The sequence below is a fragment of the uncultured Alteromonas sp. genome, assembly GCF_963976965.1.
In the GTDB taxonomy this organism is placed as follows: domain Bacteria; phylum Pseudomonadota; class Gammaproteobacteria; order Enterobacterales; family Alteromonadaceae; genus Alteromonas; species Alteromonas naphthalenivorans.
On the sequence record NZ_CAXBMP010000040.1, the window covers coordinates 1 to 22,405 of the forward strand.

At 43.9% G+C, this 22,405-nt stretch carries 22 protein-coding genes; 7 read left to right on the top strand and 15 right to left on the bottom strand.

All coding sequences use genetic code 11. The features are described 5' to 3' along the window. Positions 1 to 264: 264 nt before the first annotated feature. From AAC006_RS19560 to AAC006_RS19585, 6 genes are all read left to right on the top strand, one after another. Positions 265 to 930 carry a Bax inhibitor-1/YccA family protein gene (locus tag AAC006_RS19560; protein WP_013784150.1) on the top strand — a complete coding sequence of 222 codons (666 nt, stop codon included), beginning with the start codon at positions 265 to 267 and terminating at the stop codon, positions 928 to 930. A 126-nt stretch (positions 931 to 1,056) separates the two neighbouring features. After that, positions 1,057 to 1,446, top strand: coding sequence for a sulfurtransferase complex subunit TusD (tusD, locus tag AAC006_RS19565; RefSeq protein ID WP_208805393.1), 390 nt, complete (start codon positions 1,057 to 1,059; stop codon positions 1,444 to 1,446). Continuing rightward, on the top strand, positions 1,446 to 1,808 hold the full coding sequence (locus AAC006_RS19570; RefSeq protein WP_013784152.1) for a DsrE family protein: 363 nt from the start codon (positions 1,446 to 1,448) through the stop codon (positions 1,806 to 1,808). Before tusD ends, AAC006_RS19570 begins: the two co-directional genes overlap by 1 nt. Beyond that, positions 1,808 to 2,176, top strand: a complete 369-nt coding sequence (locus tag AAC006_RS19575) for a DsrH/TusB family sulfur metabolism protein (RefSeq protein ID WP_208805392.1) — start codon at positions 1,808 to 1,810, stop codon at positions 2,174 to 2,176. The genes AAC006_RS19570 and AAC006_RS19575 overlap by 1 nt, the downstream gene beginning before the upstream one ends. A gap of 55 nt (positions 2,177 to 2,231) precedes the next feature. Further along, on the top strand, positions 2,232 to 2,579 hold the full coding sequence (locus AAC006_RS19580; RefSeq protein WP_208805391.1) for a TusE/DsrC/DsvC family sulfur relay protein: 348 nt from the start codon (positions 2,232 to 2,234) through the stop codon (positions 2,577 to 2,579). Positions 2,580 to 2,651: 72 nt separating this feature from the next. After that, positions 2,652 to 3,470, top strand: coding sequence for a Cof-type HAD-IIB family hydrolase (locus AAC006_RS19585; RefSeq protein WP_208805390.1), 819 nt, complete (start codon positions 2,652 to 2,654; stop codon positions 3,468 to 3,470). 221 nt (positions 3,471 to 3,691) lie between these two features. Here the strand turns inward: AAC006_RS19585 and serS are convergent, their stop codons facing one another. The 6 genes from serS to lrp all read right to left on the bottom strand — a co-directional run bounded on the left by serS (position 3,692) and on the right by lrp (position 10,909). Beyond that, positions 3,692 to 4,984 carry a serine--tRNA ligase gene (gene serS, locus AAC006_RS19590; protein WP_339892319.1) on the bottom strand — a complete coding sequence of 431 codons (1,293 nt, stop codon included), beginning with the start codon at positions 4,982 to 4,984 and terminating at the stop codon, positions 3,692 to 3,694. A gap of 10 nt (positions 4,985 to 4,994) precedes the next feature. Beyond that, the gene (gene crcB, locus AAC006_RS19595) at positions 4,995 to 5,378 is read right to left on the bottom strand and encodes a fluoride efflux transporter CrcB (RefSeq protein ID WP_126873203.1); all 384 of its coding nucleotides are present in this window, start codon (positions 5,376 to 5,378) and stop codon (positions 4,995 to 4,997) included. Between the two features lie 5 nt (positions 5,379 to 5,383). Then, positions 5,384 to 6,718, bottom strand: a complete 1,335-nt coding sequence (locus AAC006_RS19600; RefSeq protein WP_338455929.1) for a replication-associated recombination protein A — start codon at positions 6,716 to 6,718, stop codon at positions 5,384 to 5,386. Positions 6,719 to 6,728: 10 nt separating this feature from the next. Then, positions 6,729 to 7,484 (bottom strand): outer membrane lipoprotein chaperone LolA, encoded by a 756-nt coding sequence (lolA, locus tag AAC006_RS19605; protein ID WP_126873201.1) that lies wholly within the window; start codon positions 7,482 to 7,484, stop codon positions 6,729 to 6,731. A 5-nt stretch (positions 7,485 to 7,489) separates the two neighbouring features. Continuing rightward, entirely contained in the window at positions 7,490 to 10,183 is a 2,694-nt protein-coding gene (locus AAC006_RS19610; protein ID WP_339892320.1) for a DNA translocase FtsK 4TM domain-containing protein, read from the bottom strand. 240 nt (positions 10,184 to 10,423) lie between these two features. After that, on the bottom strand, positions 10,424 to 10,909 hold the full coding sequence (lrp, locus tag AAC006_RS19615) for a leucine-responsive transcriptional regulator Lrp (RefSeq protein ID WP_013784161.1): 486 nt from the start codon (positions 10,907 to 10,909) through the stop codon (positions 10,424 to 10,426). A 146-nt stretch (positions 10,910 to 11,055) separates the two neighbouring features. Here lrp and ald point away from each other — a divergent pair, with 146 nt between their 5' ends. After that, positions 11,056 to 12,186 (top strand): alanine dehydrogenase, encoded by a 1,131-nt coding sequence (ald, locus tag AAC006_RS19620; protein ID WP_013784162.1) that lies wholly within the window; start codon positions 11,056 to 11,058, stop codon positions 12,184 to 12,186. A 146-nt stretch (positions 12,187 to 12,332) separates the two neighbouring features. On the opposite strand, the gene pyrF is transcribed toward ald, so the two are convergent. The 9 genes from pyrF to serC form a co-directional block, all read right to left on the bottom strand. Continuing rightward, complete coding sequence (gene pyrF / locus AAC006_RS19625) at positions 12,333 to 13,028, bottom strand: orotidine-5'-phosphate decarboxylase (protein WP_013784163.1); 696 nt, start codon at positions 13,026 to 13,028, stop codon at positions 12,333 to 12,335. Between the two features lie 7 nt (positions 13,029 to 13,035). Next, positions 13,036 to 14,205 (bottom strand): lipopolysaccharide assembly protein LapB, encoded by a 1,170-nt coding sequence (lapB, locus tag AAC006_RS19630; protein WP_057791946.1) that lies wholly within the window; start codon positions 14,203 to 14,205, stop codon positions 13,036 to 13,038. 1 nt (position 14,206) lies between these two features. Then, complete coding sequence (locus AAC006_RS19635) at positions 14,207 to 14,464, bottom strand: lipopolysaccharide assembly protein LapA domain-containing protein (RefSeq protein WP_041452528.1); 258 nt, start codon at positions 14,462 to 14,464, stop codon at positions 14,207 to 14,209. Positions 14,465 to 14,558: 94 nt separating this feature from the next. Continuing rightward, positions 14,559 to 16,898 (bottom strand): PilZ domain-containing protein, encoded by a 2,340-nt coding sequence (locus AAC006_RS19640; RefSeq protein ID WP_013784166.1) that lies wholly within the window; start codon positions 16,896 to 16,898, stop codon positions 14,559 to 14,561. A 152-nt stretch (positions 16,899 to 17,050) separates the two neighbouring features. Then, the gene (gene ihfB / locus AAC006_RS19645; RefSeq protein WP_013784167.1) at positions 17,051 to 17,338 is read right to left on the bottom strand and encodes an integration host factor subunit beta; all 288 of its coding nucleotides are present in this window, start codon (positions 17,336 to 17,338) and stop codon (positions 17,051 to 17,053) included. Positions 17,339 to 17,414: 76 nt separating this feature from the next. After that, on the bottom strand, positions 17,415 to 19,085 hold the full coding sequence (gene rpsA / locus AAC006_RS19650) for a 30S ribosomal protein S1 (RefSeq protein ID WP_013784168.1): 1,671 nt from the start codon (positions 19,083 to 19,085) through the stop codon (positions 17,415 to 17,417). A 121-nt stretch (positions 19,086 to 19,206) separates the two neighbouring features. Then, on the bottom strand, positions 19,207 to 19,878 hold the full coding sequence (gene cmk / locus AAC006_RS19655) for a (d)CMP kinase (protein WP_013784169.1): 672 nt from the start codon (positions 19,876 to 19,878) through the stop codon (positions 19,207 to 19,209). Between the two features lie 157 nt (positions 19,879 to 20,035). Beyond that, complete coding sequence (gene aroA / locus AAC006_RS19660) at positions 20,036 to 21,316, bottom strand: 3-phosphoshikimate 1-carboxyvinyltransferase (RefSeq protein ID WP_013784170.1); 1,281 nt, start codon at positions 21,314 to 21,316, stop codon at positions 20,036 to 20,038. A 2-nt stretch (positions 21,317 to 21,318) separates the two neighbouring features. Beyond that, positions 21,319 to 22,404, bottom strand: coding sequence for a 3-phosphoserine/phosphohydroxythreonine transaminase (serC, locus tag AAC006_RS19665; protein ID WP_013784171.1), 1,086 nt, complete (start codon positions 22,402 to 22,404; stop codon positions 21,319 to 21,321). Between the last annotated feature and the right edge of the window lies 1 nt (position 22,405).

Sequence of the window (22,405 nt, forward strand, 5' to 3'; positions counted from 1 at the left end):
CATTAAACCGAGCTCTGCCACCTCTCCAAGTGCTGCGTATCTTAATGATATTTTTATGACTGTAAAGTAAAAATTAAAAAAAATAAGTTAAGTGATGGCATTTCAAACAATTAGTGCGCTAATTGCGCGGTTGACACGTAATTCATACTTACTAACACTATTTTCATTTGAAACTACTTGAAAATGGGAACTAAAACCCATACAACATACACTAATAGTTAGTTTACCGTTTTGGTTAAAGACAAAGTCCTTTTGGAGGAAACAATGGATCAACGTTCGATGTATTCAAGTGCATCTCAACCATCAGTGTTGCAAACGAACAAGGTTTTGCGCAACACCTATATGCTGCTTGCGATGACACTAGCGTTCAGTGCCGTTTGTGCTGGTGTTGCCATGGCTGTAGGTATTTCTCCTATGATGTCACTAGGCATGACCATTGGTGCATTCATTACTTTATTTGTTGTACAAAAGAAAGCTGAATCAGCTTCAGGTATTTATTGGGTATTTTTGTTCACCGGTTTAATGGGTGCTTCATTAGGTTACACGCTTAACTTCTATTTAGGTGTAGCAGGCCCAGGCTTAATTATGGAGGCGTTAGGTGCTACAGCGTTAGTCTTCTTCGCACTTTCTGGTTATGCACTTACTACCAAAAAAGATTTCTCGTTTATGGGCGGCTTCTTGGTTGTAGGTTTAGTTGTTGTGATTGTAGCGGCCATTGCGAATATGTTTTTCGCAGTACCGGCGGTAAGCTTGGCGATTAGTGCAGCTATCGTATTTATTATGTCTGGTTTCATCTTGTTTGATACAAGCCGTATCATCAACGGTGGCGAGACAAACTACATCCGCGCAACGGTTTCTTTGTACTTGAACATTTATAACTTGTTCACGTCTATGCTTCACCTTCTAGGTGCATTTGGCGGCGACGACTAAGTTCAACGCAAACGTTAAAGAAGACACCCCGTAACTGGGGTGTTTTTGTTTTTACGGCGCAGTTTTTATTACTAGAATAAACCTTAGATTTATCACTAAATTAATCACCAACCATATTGTAGAGTCATGGCACACTATTCAATTTTAGTAACAAGCTCCCCTTATGAAGGTCAACACGCACAACGTGCGGTTTCCTTTATCAATAGTGCTATTGCACAGGGGCATACTGTTAATAACGTCTTCTTCTATGGCCAAGGTGTGCATCATGCTAATGGCTTCATGGTAGAAGTGGGCGATGAATTTTATCCACTGGCTGCGTGGCAAGCGCTTAAAAACGATCATAACGTTACCCTACTCCTTTGTATTACTGCCGCAGTTAAACGTGGAATTGTTGGTGAGCAGGAAGCTGCTAGCGCCGGGGTATCAGGTGCTAATGTGGCAGAGGGTTTTGAACAGGCTGGTTTAGGTGAATTTTTTACCGCGCTTCACGATTGCGATAAGGTGGCACAATTTTAATGGCTACTTTACTGATTCGATTTACGCAAACCCCTTATCAATCTAGCACCAGCCAAGATGGGCTGGACTTTGCACTCGCTGCCACCAACTATGGCCATGAGATCATTGTGCTGTTCGAACAACAAGGTGTATTGCAGCTAACTAAAACTGAATCTGTTCGCGGAACAAAAAACCACAGTAAACGGTTAGGCTCCCTGCCCTTTTTCGATATTGAAGAATGTTACGTTTGCGAAGAAAGTTTAAAGCAGTCGCCTCTAGCTAACCAAAAACATGAGTTAATAGCGCAACTAGATGCTTCACTGTTATCAATTGATGAAAAGCTAGCACTGTGTGCGCGTGTAGACCATGTGGTGACCTTCTAATGCTCTTTATTGTAAAATCTTACCCGCTAAGTGCTGTAGCGGTTAAAACCCTTCAACAGGCGTTTATAAGTACTGATTCTGCCAACGCAGTTGTGCTAGTAGACGACGGTGTGTATTACACCCAACAGACTGGTCACGGTCTGTTGAGCAGTTTATCGAACACAATAAATGCCGGTGAAGCTATGCACAGTGCAACAAGCCTATTTGCCCTACAAGATGATATGGCGCTGCGTGGGCTATTCCATAAAGCGAGTCAAGCGCTTAGCCATGAAGCGAGTAGCGAAGACAATACGGAATCTGTCACACCAATATCGATGGATAAATTTGTAGCACTGACTGATACTTTTTATCCAGCTGTGCTCTTATAGGTGCGCTAATAGAAGCACTTACAAAACCTTATGCGTCAATTACAGAGCGTTATTAATGACCCAAGAACAGTTTCATTTTGAATTTAACGGCACTACCATCCCTACTGACAAGGCAGGCTATCTGCTTGATCACACCTTGTGGAATGAAGACATGGTGCCAACGCTAGCAGCAAACGAAAACATTACGCTTAGTGAGCCTCATTGGGAAGTTATTCGCTTTGTACGTCACTTTTATGAAGAGTTTGAAACTAGCCCTGCTATTCGTGCGCTTGTGAAAGCGATGGCAGCTAAATATGGGCCAGAAAAAGGTAATAGCCGTTATTTACAACGTTTGTTCCCTAAAGGCCCAGCCAAGCAAGCTACCAAACTTGCTGGGTTACCGAAGCCTGCAAAGTGCTTGTAAAAAGTGCTTGTAAAACCGGTTTACGCTAGCGCAAACGCTTAGGCACTTATTAAGGTTAACGAGGAGCAACACATGGATCTTATCTTCTTCGATTTAGACGGGACGCTGTTAAATAGCGAATCACAAATTTCAAACTATACCCGTGAGACCTTAGCCCTGCTGAAACAGAACGGCATTGCTTATACAGTGGCGACGGGCAGAACCATGCTGTCCGCTAACAGTATTATTGCAGAAGATAACTTTCTGCTGCCCCATATTTATAATAACGGTGTGGCTATATGGGACCCAACAGCCAATGCATTAACCCTCGAAAACCTAGTCAATACTAATGAGCTTGAATTCATTATTCATCTTGCGCATCAAAATGATATCACCCCTTTTGTTAACGTTATTGATGGCACATCTCATGTTGTTTATCACCCCACGGCAAAACACCCAATAGAACAAAATTTACTAGACAAATATTTTAAAAAGACGAACGCAATACTTCGCCCGATAAGCCAACTTTCCCTTTCCGCTAAAATAACCAACATCAGTATGATTGGCGACAATTCAACGGTTAGGAATATGTGGAAAACCATTAACGACGTTGAAAACCTTATTGCGTATTCAGGGCCCGCAATAGAGGGAAATTCTTTTAGTTGGATGGATATTCACCACCGTGCAGCAAGTAAAGGTAGTGCGGTCATGAATTTGAAACAACAACTGGGTGCTACCAATGTTATTTGTTTTGGCGACAGCGACAACGATTTAAGCATGTTTGAATTGGCTAATGAATGTTACGCCCCCGACAACGCTAAGACTGTTATCAAAAACGCAGCCAGTGAAGTGATTGGACATCATAATGAAGACGGTGTAGCGCGCTTTCTCAGGCAGCGATTTTCACTTTAATTAACAAGTACTAAACGGTAATTCCAATGCACGAAGCCATTTGCCTTTAGCTATTTATATCCCACATATATCACACATACAAATAAGCTCGCAGATAGAACATCTACGAGCTTAAAAATAGTCATTAAATATGAAATGTAAGTTGTGGCTCTAGACCTTAAAGGCTATGCCTCAAAGTGCATGCCTCAAAGTGCATGCCTCAAAGCGCATGCCTTAAAGGCTTACGCTTTTATCACTTCTACACCATTCATATAAGGTACAAGGGCTTTAGGTACCGTTACACTTCCGTCGGCTTGTTGGTAGTTTTCTAAAATAGCCACCAACGTGCGGCCAACTGCTAAACCAGAACCATTCAATGTATGAAGCAACTCAGGCTTGTTCGTTTCTGGGTTTCTGAAGCGGGCTTGCATACGTCTGGCCTGAAAATCTACCATGTTTGAACATGATGAAATTTCACGATACGTATTTTGCGCTGGCAACCATACTTCTAAGTCGTAGGTTTTACATGCGCCAAAGCCCATGTCACCAGTACAAAGCAACACTTTACGGTATGGCAATTCAAGCTTCTGTAAAATAGTTTCTGCGTGCTGAGTAAGTTCCTCTAACGCATCGAAACTATCTTCAGGCTTCACTAGCTGTACAAGCTCAACTTTGTCGAACTGATGCTGACGAATCAAACCACGGGTATCACGGCCATACGAGCCTGCTTCTGAACGAAAGCAAGGAGTATGCGCAGTCATTTTAATCGGTAGCGATTTCTCGTCTAGAATTTCATCACGGGCAATATTCGTTAACGGCACTTCTGCCGTTGGAATAAGTGAAAGCCCTTGGCCTTCTTCTGTTGCTGGCTGCGTATGAAATAAGTCTTCACCAAATTTAGGTAATTGCCCTGTGCCATACAGGCTGTCAGCGTTTACCAAAAACGGCACGTACATTTCATCGTAACCATGTTCGGTGGTGTGAACATCCAACATGAACTGGGCAATAGCACGGTTTAAGCGAGCCATCTCACGGCGCATCACTACAAAGCGACTGCCTGTTAATTTAGTTGCCGTAGCAAAATCTAAGCTGTTATTTAGCCCTTCACCAATATCAACGTGATCTTTCACGTCAAAATCGAAAGCGCGTGGCTCGCCCCAACGTGAAATCTCCACGTTGTCGTCTTCGTCTTTACCTTCAGGTACCGACTCATGCGGTAAGTTAGGAATGCCTTGGGTAAAGGCAGTGATTTCATCAAGCAATACTGTTAGTTCAGCTTTAGCCGCATCTAAGTCATCGCCTAATTTGCCCACTTCTGCCAACAAAGGCGCAATATCTTCACCTTGTGACTTTGCTTTACCAATGGACTTACTTCGAACATTACGTTCGTTCTGCAGATCCTGTGTTTTGGACTGAAGTGTTTTTCTTTTTTCTTCTAGCGAGTTAAATGTTGCTACATCGAGGTTATAACCACGGGCAGCCAAACGCTTGGCAGTTTCTTCTATATCGCTTCGTAAACACTTTGGATCTAACATGTGTTCCTACTTATCCTTTCATGAGTTCAATAGCCAGCCAACCTGCTAATAAGCAAGCGCCAACGTTAAGAAATATGTTAGCAATGGCTTTTAACCACAGCTCGTTTTCTAATAATGTGAGCGTTTCCACAGAGAATGTTGAAAATGTAGTAAACGCGCCCAACAACCCTACCCCAATTAATGCACGAAAGGGAGAGTCGGTTAATTCGTTGCGCTCAATAAAGCCGTATAGCGTAACTAAAGCAAATGAGCCTACAACGTTCACCGCTAGTGTACCAAAGGGCATATTTTTTCCAAACCAAGAATCTATGGTTGTGGTACAAAAATAACGCAAGCAAGCGCCAATTGCTCCGCCTGCTGCAATATAGCAGTATAAAATAACGCCTTGGGGCACAATATTCACCGTTTCTGATTATTTTGCGCGCTGCGCGCAGCTAAGTTAAGTTGATCTAAATAGTCACGTTTTGCTTTAAGCGCTTTCTCTAACCCGCGTTCGTTAGGCTCGTATAAACGAGTGCCTACAATGCTATCGGGCAAGTAAACCTCTCCTGCGGCAAAAGCATTAGGTTCGTTATGGGCATACCGATAGCCGTCGCCATGGCCTAAGTCTTTCATTAAGTCAGTTGGCGCATTACGTAAATGCATGGGAACCGGTGCATCTGAAGTTTTTCGAGCTAATGCTTTAGCCTGGCTAAATGCCATATAAACAGCATTACTCTTTGCCGCTAAGGCACAATAAACAGCAGCTTGCGCTATTGCACGTTCACCTTCAGCAGGCCCTACGCGATGAAAGGTATCCCAGGCGTTTATGCTTAACTGCATGGCTCTAGGGTCGGCATTGCCTATATCTTCCGAAGCAATGGCCAATAATCGCCTAGCGACATACAGCGCGTCACCACCACCGTCTAATATACGAGCGTACCAATATAATGCAGCATCAGGGTCTGAACCCCGTACCGACTTATGAAACGCCGATATTAAGTCATAAAATGTATCACCTTTATTGTCGTAGCTGGCAATTTTTTCGCCTACGGCTTGTTCAATATCGGCAATAGAAATAACACTGTTCTCGGTAAAGTCGGCTGCTAGCTCTAAATACGTAAGTAACCTTCGACCATCGCCGCCGCACAACCCTAATAAGGCGTTACTGGCATCTTCCTCAATGCTTAATTGGCGTGAACCTAGCCCTTTCTCTTCGTCGGTTAGCGCGCGTTGCATTAATTCAGCAAGCGCCTCTTGTTCTAACGCTTTAAGTACGTAAACCCGAACACGAGAAAGCAATGCATTATTTAATTCAAATGAGGGGTTTTCAGTGGTGGCACCAATAAAAGTGACGGTGCCAGATTCTACAAAGGGTAAAAACGCATCTTGCTGGCTTTTGTTGAACCTATGTACTTCGTCCACAAACAGCAAGGTACGTTGGTTATAGCGAGAGTTTTCTTTTGCGGTATCCATTGCAGCACGAATATCTTTAACACCAGAGGTTACCGCTGAAATGCGAATAACCGAAGCATTGGTATAGGTGGCAATAAGCTCGGCTAACGTCGTTTTACCCGTACCTGGCGGTCCCCACAAAATCATAGAATGGCAGTGGCCTGCTTCTAGCATTTTACGTAGTGGTTTGTTGGTGCCTAATAGGTGCGACTGGCCGGCATACTCATCTATGGTCACCGGCCGCATTTTAGCTGCTAGTGGCGCGAAAGGCTCAAGCGGTTCTTTGTTATCGTTAATCATCTATTCTTTGCTATCGCTGATCATCAATAATATAGCTTTGCGGCACGTCTACAGAGAATAGGTTATCTTTAGCAGTATCAATAGCAAAATCTAAGTCTTGGTTGCTAAACACTAACGCACTGGTTTGGTCTTGTGCATCAAGCATATCAAGTGTCGACAGAATACCGTCGCTGTTGAACCCTAATGTCAGTGACTTTATTTGGCCATCTGTCGATTTAGGCACAATTTGGTATTGCTCTAACGTTGAACTGGCCTTCGCGTCATCAAGCTTACTGATCACAAAGCTATTCCAGGTTTCATCGTCATTAGCCGTTAATAAAACAATAGGGTTGTCTTTAATCGCTTGGTCTTGCGAAATAATAGTCACCTGCTCAACAAAGGTATCGATATTCCAAACCGCTTCACCATCGGCAATCAGCAAGGTTTCATCAGGAAAGGTGGTTTCCCAGCGAAGTTTATTGGGGCGCATCATGGTTAGGGTACCTTGCGCTTCATGCACAATATTACCTTGGGCATCCGTTACCGTTTGGTTAAAAGCAGCTTGGTATTGCTGTAAGCCATGTAGGCGTTTTTTTAAAAGTACATTCGCATCATCTGCTTTTGAAATTTGTTCAGCACTGTGAGAGGTAAATTCAGGCTTTGTTGCAGATTCAACCACCACTGCGGCCTCACCACTGATATCATTAATTGCCTCTACTGGCATTGCAGATAAGCTTAACGGCGCCGTTAGCGCCATTGCCATCATAATAGGTACTACTTTGTTCATTCTTTTTAATCCTTAGGCGCTGGCGGAGCTAATACTTCGCGGTTACCGTTGTGACCCTGTGCACTTACGACGCCACTAGATTCCATTTGTTCCACCAATCGTGCGGCGCGATTGTAACCAATTCTGAATTTGCGTTGCACACTAGAGACACTTGCCCTTCTTGTTTCGGTAACAAAGGCGACGGCTTCATCATAAAATGCATCAAATTCTTGATCTTCACCTTCGGCTTGTTCGCCGGGTAAAAGTACCTCGGCGGACGCTTCACCATTTAATATTTCATCAATATATTTAGGTGCACCACGACGCTTCCAATCTGCTACAACAGCATGAACTTCATGGTCGTCTACAAACGCGCCGTGCACACGTGTAGGTACTGGGCTACCTGGTGGCAAGTACAACATATCACCCATACCTAGCAGTGCTTCAGCACCTTGCTGGTCTAAAATAGTTCGTGAATCAATTTTACTGGAAACTTGGAATGCAATACGCGTTGGAATATTCGCTTTAATCAGGCCGGTAATAACATCTACCGAAGGTCGCTGCGTAGCCAAAACTAAATGAATACCAGCTGCTCGGGCTTTTTGCGCAATACGAGCAATAAGCTCTTCCACCTTTTTACCTACAATCATCATCATGTCGGCGAATTCATCTACCACAACCACAATAGCAGGCAGCTTTTCTAAATCAGGCGCATGGGGCTCCATGCTTTCTTCACTCTTCCACAACGGATCTTGAATAGGCGTACCAGCAGCAATCGCTTCTTCCACTTTTGCGTTGTAGCCTTTTAGGTTTCTTACCCCTAAGGCACTCATCAAGCGATAACGACGCTCCATCTCGCCTACACACCAACGAAGGGCGTTGGCCGCTTCTTTCATGTCGGTTACCACTTCGGCAAGCAGATGCGGAATGCCTTCATATACCGATAGCTCAAGCATTTTCGGGTCTATCATGATCATACGTACATCTTCTGGCGTGCTCTTATAAAGCAAGCTTAAGATCATAACGTTAACCCCAACCGATTTACCTGACCCCGTTGTACCTGCCACCAACAAATGAGGCATTTTAGCCAAATCTACTATCACAGGCTTACCGGAAATATCTGCACCTAACACCATGGTAAGCGGTGAACTATTGCGCTGGAATGCATCGCCGCCAATCACTTCACTTAAACGCACCATTTCACGTTTTTTGTTTGGAAGCTCTAAGCCTATAACAGATTTACCTGGAATAACTTCTACTACACGCACCGATATGGCCGACATGGCGCGTGCTAAATCTTTAGATAGCCCCGTAATTTTGCTTACCTTCACCCCAGGCGCTAAATCTAGCTCGAAACGCGTAATTACAGGGCCGGGATAAACACCCACTACCGTGGCTTCAATATTAAAGTCAGCCAGTTTCTCTTCAACTAGCCTTGAAATACCGTCTATCTCTTCCTGAGTGAGAGGGTTTTCGTGTTTATCTGCACGCTCAAGCAAGTCGAACGAAGGCATAGCCGTAATAGGTTCGCTCCCCTCCCCTTCATGACGAGTAATGGATTTTGCTCCCATCGCCACTGGTGTAAAGGGTTGATGTACTGGCTTAGGCGCTGGCTGTGGTGCTGGTGCTGATTCGGGAGCAGGCGCAGGCTGCGCGTCTAATGGCTCTGCATTAACAGGCTCAGCAGTGTGTTGTGCCTCAGTCGCTTGCGCTTCATCTAACGTATCGGTTTGCGATATATCGAAGGTTGGCTCAATCATTTCATCAGACTGCGACTGAGTATCTTGGCGATTAACTGCAGCTTCGTCATTACTAGAAGGCTTGGCTTCTTTCACTTTATTGCGCACTGCTTCACGCATACCAGATAAAGAAAAACTCGACTTAGGTTTGCTTTCACTATCAGTATTATCAGGCGTGTGGCGCTGTGTTTCAAAAGGCGGAACATCGTCATCATCAAACACATCATCAGGAACACCAAATGAAGGTTCACTTCGCTCTGCCTGAGGTGGCGGCGTATAGACAGGTTCAGCTGTTTCTGCGGGCTCGGCACGCATGCTGGTTATGTCTAATTCATCATTTTCAGACTTTGCACTACGAGAAGGAAGCGCAAGCCTTGGCATATCGAGCGCAAGTGCCTGTTGGGGTAAAGAGACACATTTGCGCCCAAACCAAAGCGTCATTTCACCAAGTCTGTCTACAATACTTAACCAGCTAATACCCGTGAGTAAAGTAAAGCCGGTACAGAAAAAACACAAAAGCAATAAAATAGTGCCTGCGGTATTAAAGTACGGCACAAGGGCTGAACTAATAACATCGCCAACAAAGCCGCCGGCAGAAAAGTTGTATATGTCGTCAAAATTTATACTGGCAATGCCCGTGGCACCCAGTGCCATCAATAAACCACCAATAATTCGTAAACCAATTGTGAGGTAATCGAACTCTTCCAAGGCTTTTATGTGCTGGAATAAGAACCAACCTAAAAAGGCGGCACCAAAAGGCAGTAGGTAAGCTAAAAAGCCAAAAGAGAAAAGTAATAAATCGGCACTCCACGCGCCGGTAGACCCTACCCAGTTATGTACGTCTAATTGCAAGCCGGCTTGGCTCCAGCCAGGGTCGCCCGGATGAAAAGATACTAATGCCAGCAATAAGAAAAAGGCGAAGACACAGGCTATTATCATGCCGGCTTCCCAAATTCGCTGAATCCCTGTTAATTGCGTCATAACCCTAAGTCACTTATTAAACTAAATTGATGTTTCGATGTTGTGATAATTCTACCGATAAAGAAGAATACAAATGCAGTGCCAATATTATCGTAATGTTTTCAATAAGTAATTTATTAATAAGGTGTATTACAAATCGGTTTACATACACCCACTATTGCAGGCGAAATTCACATTAACAATAACCACTGTATTTTTGCACAGCCTATCACAAATGCCCATAATTGAGCCATGCTTTCATTACTTCAAATTAATCCGAAGTGATGTTGTACTTTTAACTTCTTCCATAACTACATAGGTTCGTGACTCACTCACACCTGGAAGGCGCAGTAAGGTGTCGCCCAATAATCTACGGTAACTCGACATGTCTGCAACCCGAGCTTTAAGTAAGAAGTCAAAATCCCCTGACACAAGGTGACACTCTTGTATATCGTCATGGAGCCTAACTGCCGCAGAAAATTCTGCGAAGATATCTACTGACGTCTTCGTTAACGTTATTTCTACAAAAACGAGCATGGCAGCGCCCAGTTTTTCTGGATCAACCACTGCATGGTAGCCTTTTATATAGCCTTGGCTCTCTAAACGCTTAACGCGCTCTAAACAAGGACTAGGGCTCAAGCCCACGTCTTTAGCCAATTCCACGTTTGATATGCGCCCGTTTTTTTGTAGTGAAATCAGTATATTCCTGTCTATTCGGTCAAGGTGTTTTGGGGTTTTTACCAGCATATTTTATTCCGACTAAATGACACAAAGCCAGATTATATGCTGCAACTCATATTTTTTCAGCACATAGTTCGTTTTTATCTCACGTATACTGAATCAAATAATAATCGGCAAGTGAGCCACTGGGCTAATCAATTAGAGGAAAAGTTATGTTAATCGGTGTACCAAAAGAAATTAAGAACCATGAATATCGCGTTGGCTTAACGCCTGCGGCAGTGAAAGAATTTACCAGTCATGGTCATTCAGTGTTAGTTGAGACGCTAGCCGGTGATGCAATTGGTTTTACCGATGAAATGTACGTTGAAGCTGGTGCTTCTATCGCATCTACTGCTGAGCAAGTTTTCGCTGAAGCAGAAATGATTATTAAAGTGAAAGAACCACAAACAAATGAATGTAAAATGCTTCGTAAAGGCCAAACCCTTTACACTTATCTTCATTTAGCCCCTGATCCTACGCAAACAGAGCTTCTTATTGCTTCTGGCGCAACCTGTATCGCTTACGAAACCGTAACCGACGACCGTGGTGGCTTGCCATTATTAGCGCCAATGAGCGAAGTGGCTGGCCGTATGTCAGTTCAAGCCGGTGCACATTATTTAGAAAAAGCACATGGCGGCAGCGGCACCCTTCTAGGCGGCGTTCCTGGCGTAGCACCGGGTAAAGTACTTATTATTGGTGGCGGTGTTGTAGGAACGCAAGCAGCTAAAATGGCTTTAGGCCTAGGCGCTGACGTTACTATTCTAGACCGTTCACTTCCTCGCCTTCGTCAGTTAGATGACATTTTTAATGGCCAAGTTAAAACGGTTTACTCAACAGTTGATGCTATTGAACATTACTCTTCAAAAGCTGATCTTGTTGTTGGCGCCGTACTTATTCCTGGCGCAGCAGCACCTAAGCTTCTTAACCGCGAACAAATAGCAGCCATGAAGCCAGGCTCTGTGTTGGTTGATGTTGCTATCGACCAAGGTGGTTGTTTTGAAACCTCTAAAGCCACTACACACCAAGACCCTGTATACATCATCGACGACGTAGTGCATTACTGTGTTGCGAATATGCCAGGTGGTGTTGCACGTACTTCAACGATGGCCCTTAACAATGCAACCCTTCCGTTTGGTTTAGCATTAGCGAATAAAGGCCCTGCTAAAGCCATGCTTGAAGATAAGCATTTATTGAACGGTCTTAACGTTCATGAAGGCAAAGTAACTTATAAAGCAGTCGTTGACGCATTAGGTGAAAAGTTAGGTTTAACTTATACACCTGCACAAGAAGCACTTAACGCGTAAGTAAATGTTTGGCTTGCTAGTACTTATATAAGTGCTAGCAAATAAAAACGCCCAGTAAGTGGTTAGCATATTGAATGCGTCACTACTGGGCGTTTTTTTGTATGTATTCGTTTGCTACTATTTGCTTGAAGTTAGCTAGTGGGCAACTAACTAATAGAGGCGTTTACCTGCTTTAACACATCCATAGGGTCGCTAGCTTGCGTAATTGGTCTTCCCATCACTAAATAACTTACGCCACTGTCGATTGCTTCTGGCGGCGTCATCACACGTTTTTGATCGCCCGCGTCACTCCCCTTAGGGCGTATGCCAGGAGTCACCAACAAAAAGTCTTCGCCAATTTCATTACGTAGCATCACGGCTTCTTTAGCAGAACACACCACACCATCTAAACCCGCTTGGGCAGTTAACGATGCTAGGCGCAACACTTGTTGCTCGGGCGTTACATTATCAATCACGCCGCTTAGCTGCGATTGATCCATGCTGGTAAGCACAGTAACCGCAATTAATTTGGTTTCAGGACGGCTACTTTGCGCAATACCTTCTTTGGCTGCCTGCATCATTGGAAGTCCACCGCTGGCGTGCACGTTTACCATCCACACGCCAAGTTCAGCGGCTGCTTTACACGCTTTACCTACGGTATTAGGGATATCATGAAATTTCAAATCAAGGAAAACGTCAAAGCCTTTCGCCACTAAAGATTTTACAAACTCAGGGCCAAATAAGGTGAACATTTCTTTGCCCACTTTAACTTTACACAGGCTGGGATCTAATTGGTCTACAAACGAAAGTGCTTGTTCTTGGTTGTCATAGTCGAGTGCAACAATAACGCGAGGTTCTTGCATGGTGAAGTTATTCTCCGTCTAGCCCTTTTATTGGTTTTACTACGCCCCATTTTTTACACGAAGGACATAGCCAGTAGAGTTTACGCCCAGAAAACCCGCAGCTATGGCAGCGGTATTTAGGGCGTTGCAACATTTGCTTTTCTACCAATTCTTTTAATATACGTAAGCTCTCTGCTGAGGTCTTATCGTCTAACTGGTCGATATACAACCCCATTAAGGTTTTGAAGCCACGCATGGTTGGGCGTTTACGTAATTGTTCTAATAGGTAATCCGCCGCTTGCGTGGTATCGCCTTTTTTCAACAATACATCAACCATGGCAAGGTACGAGGTTGCACATTCTTGCCAATGGGCTTCTAAGCTTTCTGCGAAATTATCCCAGTCACCGGTTTCTTCCGCAATTTTTTCTAAACTGGGAACCGCTTCACTGAACCAATTAATGTCACGCTCTGCCACTTGCACAAAATACGCCCGTGCGTCGCTGTAACGTTGTTGTTGAAGTGCAAGCTGCCCAAGCATTAACCACGGCCTTACCGCATGCTCATCGGCGTTAACGGCCTTTTGAAGCAAGGACAACGCAGAGCCCTGATCATCGTCTTTTAGCTTCGCTACCGCATGCTCACAATAAAAATGCGCTAAGCGTTCGCACACATCATCGTTGTCGCCATGGCATTCCACCATGCGCTCGGCAAGCTCAATGGCTCTGTCCCACTCTTTGGTGGTTTGGTAAATACTAAATAGCTGTGTTTGCGCCACCAAATAGTGCTTGTCGCTATTAAGCAATTGAAGAAAGGCGTTTTCAGCCCGTTCTAAGAAACCAGCGTGAGTGTAATCATGGCCAAGTTCTTTTAACGCGCTTTCACGTTGCGTAGGTTGCAGCTCGTCTCGGCTTACTAGGTTTTGGTGAACCTTTATGGCTCTGTCTATTTCGCCGCGGTGGCGAAAGAAGCTGCCCATCGCAATGTGAGTTTCAACCGTATCGCTGTTCACATTAATCATTTTGATTAAGGTGTCTACCGCTTTATCTGGTTGATCGGAAAGGAGGAAGTTTAAGCCTTTATAATAATGCTTAGAAAGAATACTAGACTGTTTACGTTGTGCTTGGCGAACACTGTTACGGCCCATAATCCATCCGTAACCTGCTGCAACAGGCAAAAGTAAAAACAGCAGTTCGAGCATATTAGTGTTCTTTTTTCAGGCTATTGATTTTTGAGTTCGCCGACAACAACTGCACGCGTAAACGCAACCAGCTTGCTGACATAATAAGTATCCCGACTAACACACCCAAAGAAAGCGCAATAGCAATAAGGGTGGAAACCCGCATGTTAGCTTGAGCAATAAGATAGTTAACGGTGATATAGGCTTCGTTTTGTGTGCCAATGACAAAAGCAAATGTCAGTAATACCAAAATGGCGAGTATTGTGAGGATCCCTTTCAAGACCAAACCCTTCTTGTACGTAATTAATAAAGAATAGCAAAATGCAGCAAGAGATAACACCAAAACCCAAGGTTTTAGTTGTGCTTACTTAGCGTTAGGCGGTGGCTTCATCTTCTGATAAAGGGCGCTCTTGCTTTGCAATTAATTTGGCCATAACCAAGTCGTGATGCAATGCAGACATATTAGTCACAAAAATACAGTGTGTATAGCCAGCTTGCATGGTTTCTAATTTATCGTACATTGCCTTATCAAGTTTAGACAGCTGTGCTAAGCGCTTCTTTGTCAGCGGTGTAGTGGCGCCATAACAGCGTATAGCCGTTACATTAGTGGCACTCACCTGCACTTTTTCTTCTTCTAGCTGATTTTGAATTTGCGTGCGTAATTTAGAATAAAGAAAATCGCTTTCTTTTATGTATACCAAGCGATTGTCGCTTTTACGTACACAATGCACCACTAGATTGTTTTCAACATCGCCTTTAAACATGGCTTCAAGCATCATCGATTTAGGCTTAGCTACCGCTTTATCAGCAAAAAAGCCATGTAATGGAATAATATTTGCCGTACGAGAAAATGGGTACAAGTCGTCAGATGAATCGCTTTGATATACGGTTTTAAGTCTATCCAGAATATGCCTGTTCATGACGCAAAGCACAGAAAGCGAAGGCATATGGCGTACGGCTAGTTCCCAAATGAATCGATGGGTTGAGCGTTGAATACGCGCAATGTCTCTTATTTTGAAATACGCGGTATTTTCTTCAACCATGGCGTCAACATTTGCCCCAGCTTTAGATTTTTTCACATCTTCTAAGCATAAGCGCACAACGCCTGACGCAGCGTCATAGTGAACAACCTTATACCTCTCATTTTTAATTTTAAGATCTGGTACCGATACCCGTACATCGCTTTGCAGCTCAGTGCCTGGGGCAACCATTAACTTCATACCACTGGCAGATAAATCGGCAACACGTACATTAATTGAAGATAGCAGCCCTACTTTTATCATGGCGACTTTATCGATGATATAGCGGGTCTCAGAACGCCTATCAAGATCATCTTCCATCACGAAATCGATGGACCAGTTGTCGCCCGTAGCCCGCAGCGTTTTCGATAAGGGTTTAAAATCACACTTTTCGCTGAGGGTTAAATTAGTAAGGTACATAGAGATATCTCGGCAGTACATTACATGGCTTAACGCAGCAAGATGTTCAAATTCTTTGCTAGGGATGTCATGAATAGCGAATGCTTTTACTTTATCTTCTCGGCTTACCTCTTCTAAGCGGCACTGCGTGCAAGTAAACTCCCCACTTTTAACCAGTAGATAAACGATGGCATTGAGTTGCCCAAGTTCTACAAGTTGGCGATGGGTTGCAGTGATAGTAATTTGACCGCTTTTGGTTTTAATCACACCATGGAAGATAAAAGCTTCATTGTACTTATGTAATTCTTGGACCAAATTTTCAAAATGCGTTTTGTCTTGCAGACTCGCTAGTAGCTTCTCTGAATTATTGTTGTCCACATTCGCTTTAGTAAATAGCGCAATAATTGGCTTAAGCGATTTTTGATGGGCAGAAAGAAAAACTGGCAACCAGGGGCTGTTTTCTAAAATACGGTCGCGTTCGAGGTCTTGCATGGCCCTTTCAATTTCTAAGTCTCGCTGCAAAGGCTGTTTATACGACGTGCCTTTAATGTAGCGCTTCAAATTATTAAGCAGGCTAAGATCGGTTTCTGATGAAACCGTAAAAAATGACTCGTACTTACCTAAGTGCTTATTGTACTTAATGGCATCGAGTTCGTAGGTAATTTCAGTCGGTTCGGTGGTTAAGCCCATTACTTCGGGTATAACGAAGGTAATAATATCCCCGGTGGAAACGTTAGGCGGTCGTTTTGTTTCAACAGCAATACCGGTAAAAGAAAGGGAGCTTACGGTGCAATGCCTCCCCTTTTCAAAATCTACGGAAGACACGGTGAAGTTGGGTCTTACAGCAATGTCGTCACCAAAATCTATATCAGTAAATGACTGGCTTTCTACATTAAATGCTTCAACAATTTTTTTAAATTGATCGCGCTTAATTTGTGTTTGATAAAAATCGGAGTTCATCACCGATTCAAACACCCCTACGGTATATCGTTCTTGATATAAGGCAGTTTCATTTTGAAGGATTTTAGCGCCCACTTTGTCTAAACGCATGGGGATGCCAAAATGTTTAAACTTCATGACAGGGAATTTCGCGAACGCAGAATTGTCCGCAGATGCATCAGTTAAAGACGTAAGCCTAACGACTTCCTCTTTAATGATTTTGCGGATATTGCCTGGGAGCCGCTTTGAAAATTTATTAATACCTTCCAATAAGCGATTATCTTGCTCATAAGGAATTAAGGCACGAATAAGCGGCTGATACTGCTTTATGATTTGTTGTTCTTCGCCGGCCGACATTGGTACACCATGCACCGTATTTAATTAACTACAATCTATTCAGATTTGAAAATAAAACCTGCATCCAGATATAAATTTAAACTTAAGTAACGAATATACCAAATTTTTTTTAATAGAGATAAAAAAACCGCAACATGTGCGGTTTTTTTTATTTAAGCTATGGAGGCGTCTACTCTTTCTCGAAGCTCTTTTCCTGGCTTAAAGTGAGGGACATATTTGCCATCTAACTCTACTGTTTCGCCAGTTTTCGGGTTACGTCCCACGCGCGGAGCGCGGTAATGTAATGAAAAACTGCCGAAGCCTCGAATTTCAATCCTGTCGCCTTTTTGAAGGGTCTGGGCCATCTGTTCGAGAAGTTCTTTAATTGCCAGTTCAAGATCTTTTGCAGGAATTTGACGCGCTTGATCCGCGAGCCGTTCAATTAATTCAGACTTGGTCATACTAACCTCGTTTCAATATTATCGTTAAACAGCTACTGCGAACAAGGGAGTGCAAGACACTCCCACATATAGCTTATTATTCGCCTTTAGCAGCTTTAAATGCTTCTGCCATTGCGCTAGCAAAACCAGCATCTTCTTGCTGATTAACCTTGTCGATAGCTTCTTTTTCGTCAGCCTGATCTTTTGCTTTCACAGATAGGTTAACGGTGCGGTTTTTACGGTCAACGCCCATAAATTTCGCTTCGATGCTGTCGCCAACGTTAGCAGCTTCAGTTGCGTCTTCAATACGGTCAACAGATAAATCTGCAACGCGAATGTAGCCATCAACTTCTTCAGAAAGGTTAACTGTAACGCCTTTAGCGTCAACTTCAGTAACCGTACCTACAACGATAGCACCTTTCTTGTTATCTGTCAGATACTTGTTGAAAGGGTCTTCTTCGATTTGCTTAACGCCAAGAGAGATACGCTCACGCTCAGGGTCAACTTGAAGAACAACAGCTGAGATTTCGTCGCCTTTCTTATAGTCACGAACAGCGTCTTCACCAGACTTGTTCCAGCTAATGTCAGAAAGGTGAACTAGACCGTCGATGCCGCCGTCAAGGCCGATGAAGATACCGAAGTCAGTAATAGACTTGATCTTACCAGACACTTTGTCACCTTTTTCGTGTGACTTAGCGAAAGTTTCCCAAGGGTTGTCGATGCACTGTTTAAGGCCTAGAGAAATACGACGACGTTCTTCGTCGATTTCAAGAACCATAACGTCAACTGTGTCACCTAGGTTAACAACCTTAGATGGGTGGATGTTCTTGTTAGTCCAATCCATTTCAGAAACGTGTACAAGACCTTCAACGCCGTCTTCGATTTCAACGAAGCAGCCGTAATCGGTAAGATTCGTAACCTGACCAGAGATCTTAGTACCTTCTGGGTAACGTGAAGCAATTTCTTGCCATGGATCGTTGCCCATTTGCTTCATGCCAAGAGAAACACGTTGCTTCTCTTTATCGAACTTAAGTACTTTAACGTTGATTTCGTCACCAACATTTACGATTTCACTTGGGTGCTTAACGCGCTTCCAAGCCATATCGGTAATGTGTAGTAGACCGTCTACGCCACCAAGGTCAACGAATGCTCCGTAATCAGTAAGGTTCTTAACGATACCTTTGATTTCGTGGCCTTCTTCAAGGTTAGCAAGAAGAGATTCGCGCTCTGCGCTGCTTTCTGCTTCAATAACGGCACGACGTGAAACAACAACGTTGTTACGCTTAGCGTCAAGTTTGATAACTTTAAATTCTAGCTCTTTGCCTTCAAGGTGAGTTGTGTCACGTACTGGACGTACATCAACCAATGAACCAGGAAGGAAAGCGCGCACTGTGTTAACTTCAACAGTGAAACCGCCTTTAACTTTACCGTTGATAATACCTTTAATGGTAACTTTATCATCGTAAGCTTTTTCCAGCTCAACCCACGCTTCGTGACGCTTCGCTTTTTCGCGAGAAAGGATTGTTTCACCGAAACCATCTTCTACTGCGTCTAGAGCTACATCTACTTCGTCACCGATAGCGATTTCAAGCTCGCCTTCAGCGTTTTTAAATTGGTCAGCTGGTATAGCACTTTCTGATTTCAAGCCTGCATCAACAAGAACGATGTCTTTGTCGATAGAAACTACAGTACCTTTTACAATTGAACCTGGACGTGTTTCTAGTTCTTGTAAGCTTTCTTCAAAAAGTTGTGCAAAATTTTCAGTCATAAGGTTTAAATTAACTTTAAGTTGATATCCACGCTTCAAATCCGGATAACGTGGGGTTATTAGTAAAAGCCGCCACTCCCTGTGGTAGCACTGCTTTGAATACCTTAAAAACTCACCTTACTTAAAGGCGCGAATTGATGATATCCATCGCTTTTTCAAAGACTTGGTCTATATCCAAGTCCGTTGAGTCTATAATTACCGCATCTTGAGCCGGTACCAATGGCGCCACTGAACGTTGTGTATCTCGCTCATCTCTGGCCTTGATATCGGTTAAAAGGCGCGCAATATTAACATCCATACCTTTAGCTTTCAACTGGCTATAGCGACGTTCAGCACGGGCTTCGGCGCTAGCGGTAAGAAATATCTTCACTTTTGCGTCGGGGAAAACCACTGTACCCATGTCTCGACCGTCGGCGACAAGGCCAGGATCTTGTTGAAAAGCACGTTGACGTCGAAGCAAAGCTTCACGAACGCGAGGTAACGCGGCAACCTTCGATGCAACACTACCCACTTCTTCAGTACGAATGTCGTCAGTTACGTCTTCACCTTCCAAAATGACACGTGTGGTGTCTTTGTCAGTTTCAAAACTTACATCAAGACCCGTTGCTAACGGAACAACACATTCTTCATCGTCGCACGGTAAGTCGTGGTGTAGAGCTGCGACAGCCAGAACACGATAAATCGCGCCGCTATCTAAAAAGTGCCATCCAAGCTTCTTTGCGAGTAAGCTACTTAACGTTCCCTTACCTGCACCGCTGGGACCGTCAACCGTGACTACGGGTGTAGAATGCATACCTGCTCCAGAATTTATAAAATACGTAAAAATCGCGCGCAATTATACGCGTTAAGTAGAGATAAGCAATGCCATCGAGCGTTGATGGCATTGTACATAAGGCTAAATTTCGTTTTAAAAATAATACGCTATGAACGAAATAAGGTCTTTTTTCAGACTAAGAATAGAGTGTGGCAAACCGTGTGAAGTAATCAGGGAAGGTTTTGCGGGTACAACCTGGGTCGTTAATGGTTACCGGCGTATCACTGAGTGCTACTAGCGAAAAGCACATGGCAATGCGATGATCGTTATAGGTATCAATGGCAGCATGCTTTAACATATCCGTTGGCCATACTTTTATATAGTCATGCCCTTCTTCTACTTCTGCACCCAACTTTCTAAGCTCAGTGGCCATGGCGTTTAAACGGTCAGTCTCTTTTACTCGCCAGTTGTAGATGTTAGTAATACTGGTTGGCCCTTGTGCAAAAAGTGCAGTAGTGGCAATGGTCATGGCCGCATCAGGAATATGGTTCATATCCATGTCTATACCCTTAAGTGGAGCCCCTGTTACTTCCACATATTCATCATGCCAAGTGATTTTAGCGCCCATGGCTTCAAGCACATCGGCAAAGCGAATATCACCTTGGATGCTATTTTTACCAATTCCGGTTACGCGTACCGTGCCGCCTTTAATGGCGCCGGCTGCAAGGAAGTAAGAAGCCGATGAAGCATCACCTTCCACCATAAATTTACCTGGCGAACGATATGATTGCCCTGCACTAATGGTGAATGTTTGATAGTTATCGTTGTTTACTTCAACACCAAACTTCGCCATGGTATCTAGGGTAATATCGATATACGGTTTTGACACTAATTCGCCTTTAATACGAATGGTCACGTCACCAGTAAACAAGGGTGCAGACATTAATAGTGCAGTCAAAAATTGACTCGACACACTACCGTCTACTTCCATTTCACCGCCGGATAACGTCTTACCCTTAATTTGTAGCGGAGGAAAACCGTCGTTTTTAAGGTATTCAATTTCCGCGTTACCCATGCGTAATGCATCAACCAAATCGCCTATAGGGCGCTCTTCCATGCGCGGCTCACCGGTAAGTACGACTTCTACCTTACTGGCAGCGAGTGCAGCGCATAGTGGCCGCATTGCTGTACCTGCATTACCTAAGAAAAGCTCCAATGGCTCGGCAACTGAAAACGCCCCGCCGTTACCCACTACTTTACAGCGAGTTTTATCTTCACTGAGTGAATAAGTAACGCCAAGTTTGGTTAGCGCATTTAGCATATGCTCAATATCTTCACTATCAAGCAAGTTTGTTAGTTCGGTTTCGCCTTCAGCTAATGCAGCAAGCAGTAATGCTCGGTTCGACAGGCTTTTAGACCCAGGAACGTTTACTTCCCCTGATACTTTGCTAATAGGTTCTAATGTTAACTGTTCCATGACTACCCGTTTACTCGTTCAAATTCACGCATAAATTCTACTAACGCCATCACCCCTTCAACGGGCATAGCGTTATAAATGCTAGCACGCATTCCGCCTACAGAGCGGTGACCTTTTAATGCCATTAAACCAGCATCTTGTGCTTGGCGTAAAAATAGCGCATCTAATTCTGGGTTAGCCAACTGAAACGGCACATTCATTTTAGAACGATTGTCTGGGTGTACTTGGCTAGCATAAAAATCAGAGCTGTCGATAGCAGAATACAACAATGATGCTTTTTCGCTGTTGCGTTTTGCCATAGCATCAACGCCGCCCATCTCTTTGAGCCACTCAAACACTAACCCCGCCAAATACCACGAGAACGTGGGCGGCGTGTTATACATAGAATCAGCTTTAGCGGCTAATGCGTAGTCGAAAATAGACGGTGTTTCTTTACGAGCTTTGCCCACTAAGTCTTCACGAACAATCACTACCGACAAACCACTTGGGCCTATATTTTTCTGCGCACCGGCGTAAATAAGACCGTGTTTAGCAACATCAACAGGCTGAGACAAAATAGTAGAAGACATATCAGAAACCAGCGGTACATCGCCAGACTCTGGTAACCAATCGTAGGCGATACCGTCAACGGTTTCATTCGGGCAGAAATGATAATACGCTGCAGATTGATCTACATTGGCCAGTGAGGGTTGCGGCATGTAATGCAAACCCTCTTTTTTAGAAAGCTCGCCTACCACTACAGCATTATTGTATTTCGCAGCTTCACTCACCGCACCATCAGACCAAGACCCACTGACTAAGTGAAGACTGGTGTCTGAAGCAGACGATAAATTAAGGGGAACCGCTGCAAATTGACCACGTCCACCGCCATGGGTGAAAAGAACATGATAATTTTTAGGAACCGAGAGTAATTCGCGCAAATCTTGTTCAGCTTTGGCTGCTATCTCGATGAAATCTTTTCCGCGGTGACTGACTTCCATTACCGAGCAACCTGAGTCGCGCCAGTTAGTAAATTCAGCTTGTGCTTTTTGCATTACGGCTTCAGGCAACTTTGCCGGGCCAGCGCTAAAATTGAAAACCTCTTTCATT

Bases quoted from the DNA above. Each gene is read 5' to 3' on its own strand.
- AAC006_RS19560 (WP_013784150.1), top strand. From the start codon at position 265: ATGGATCAACGTTCGATGTATTCAAGTGCATCTCAACCATCAGTGTTG.
- tusD (WP_208805393.1), top strand. From the start codon at position 1,057: ATGGCACACTATTCAATTTTAGTAACAAGCTCCCCTTATGAAGGTCAA.
- AAC006_RS19570 (WP_013784152.1), top strand. From the start codon at position 1,446: ATGGCTACTTTACTGATTCGATTTACGCAAACCCCTTATCAATCTAGC.
- AAC006_RS19575 (WP_208805392.1), top strand. From the start codon at position 1,808: ATGCTCTTTATTGTAAAATCTTACCCGCTAAGTGCTGTAGCGGTTAAA.
- AAC006_RS19580 (WP_208805391.1), top strand. From the start codon at position 2,232: ATGACCCAAGAACAGTTTCATTTTGAATTTAACGGCACTACCATCCCT.
- AAC006_RS19585 (WP_208805390.1), top strand. From the start codon at position 2,652: ATGGATCTTATCTTCTTCGATTTAGACGGGACGCTGTTAAATAGCGAA.
- serS (WP_339892319.1), bottom strand. From the start codon at position 4,984: ATGTTAGATCCAAAGTGTTTACGAAGCGATATAGAAGAAACTGCCAAG.
- AAC006_RS19600 (WP_338455929.1), bottom strand. From the start codon at position 6,718: ATGATTAACGATAACAAAGAACCGCTTGAGCCTTTCGCGCCACTAGCA.
- lolA (WP_126873201.1), bottom strand. From the start codon at position 7,484: ATGAACAAAGTAGTACCTATTATGATGGCAATGGCGCTAACGGCGCCG.
- AAC006_RS19610 (WP_339892320.1), bottom strand. From the start codon at position 10,183: ATGACGCAATTAACAGGGATTCAGCGAATTTGGGAAGCCGGCATGATA.
- lrp (WP_013784161.1), bottom strand. From the start codon at position 10,909: ATGCTGGTAAAAACCCCAAAACACCTTGACCGAATAGACAGGAATATA.
- ald (WP_013784162.1), top strand. From the start codon at position 11,056: ATGTTAATCGGTGTACCAAAAGAAATTAAGAACCATGAATATCGCGTT.
- pyrF (WP_013784163.1), bottom strand. From the start codon at position 13,028: ATGCAAGAACCTCGCGTTATTGTTGCACTCGACTATGACAACCAAGAA.
- lapB (WP_057791946.1), bottom strand. From the start codon at position 14,205: ATGCTCGAACTGCTGTTTTTACTTTTGCCTGTTGCAGCAGGTTACGGA.
- AAC006_RS19640 (WP_013784166.1), bottom strand. From the start codon at position 16,898: ATGTCGGCCGGCGAAGAACAACAAATCATAAAGCAGTATCAGCCGCTT.
- ihfB (WP_013784167.1), bottom strand. From the start codon at position 17,338: ATGACCAAGTCTGAATTAATTGAACGGCTCGCGGATCAAGCGCGTCAA.
- rpsA (WP_013784168.1), bottom strand. From the start codon at position 19,085: ATGACTGAAAATTTTGCACAACTTTTTGAAGAAAGCTTACAAGAACTA.
- cmk (WP_013784169.1), bottom strand. From the start codon at position 19,878: ATGCATTCTACACCCGTAGTCACGGTTGACGGTCCCAGCGGTGCAGGT.
- aroA (WP_013784170.1), bottom strand. From the start codon at position 21,316: ATGGAACAGTTAACATTAGAACCTATTAGCAAAGTATCAGGGGAAGTA.
- serC (WP_013784171.1), bottom strand. From the start codon at position 22,404: ATGAAAGAGGTTTTCAATTTTAGCGCTGGCCCGGCAAAGTTGCCTGAA.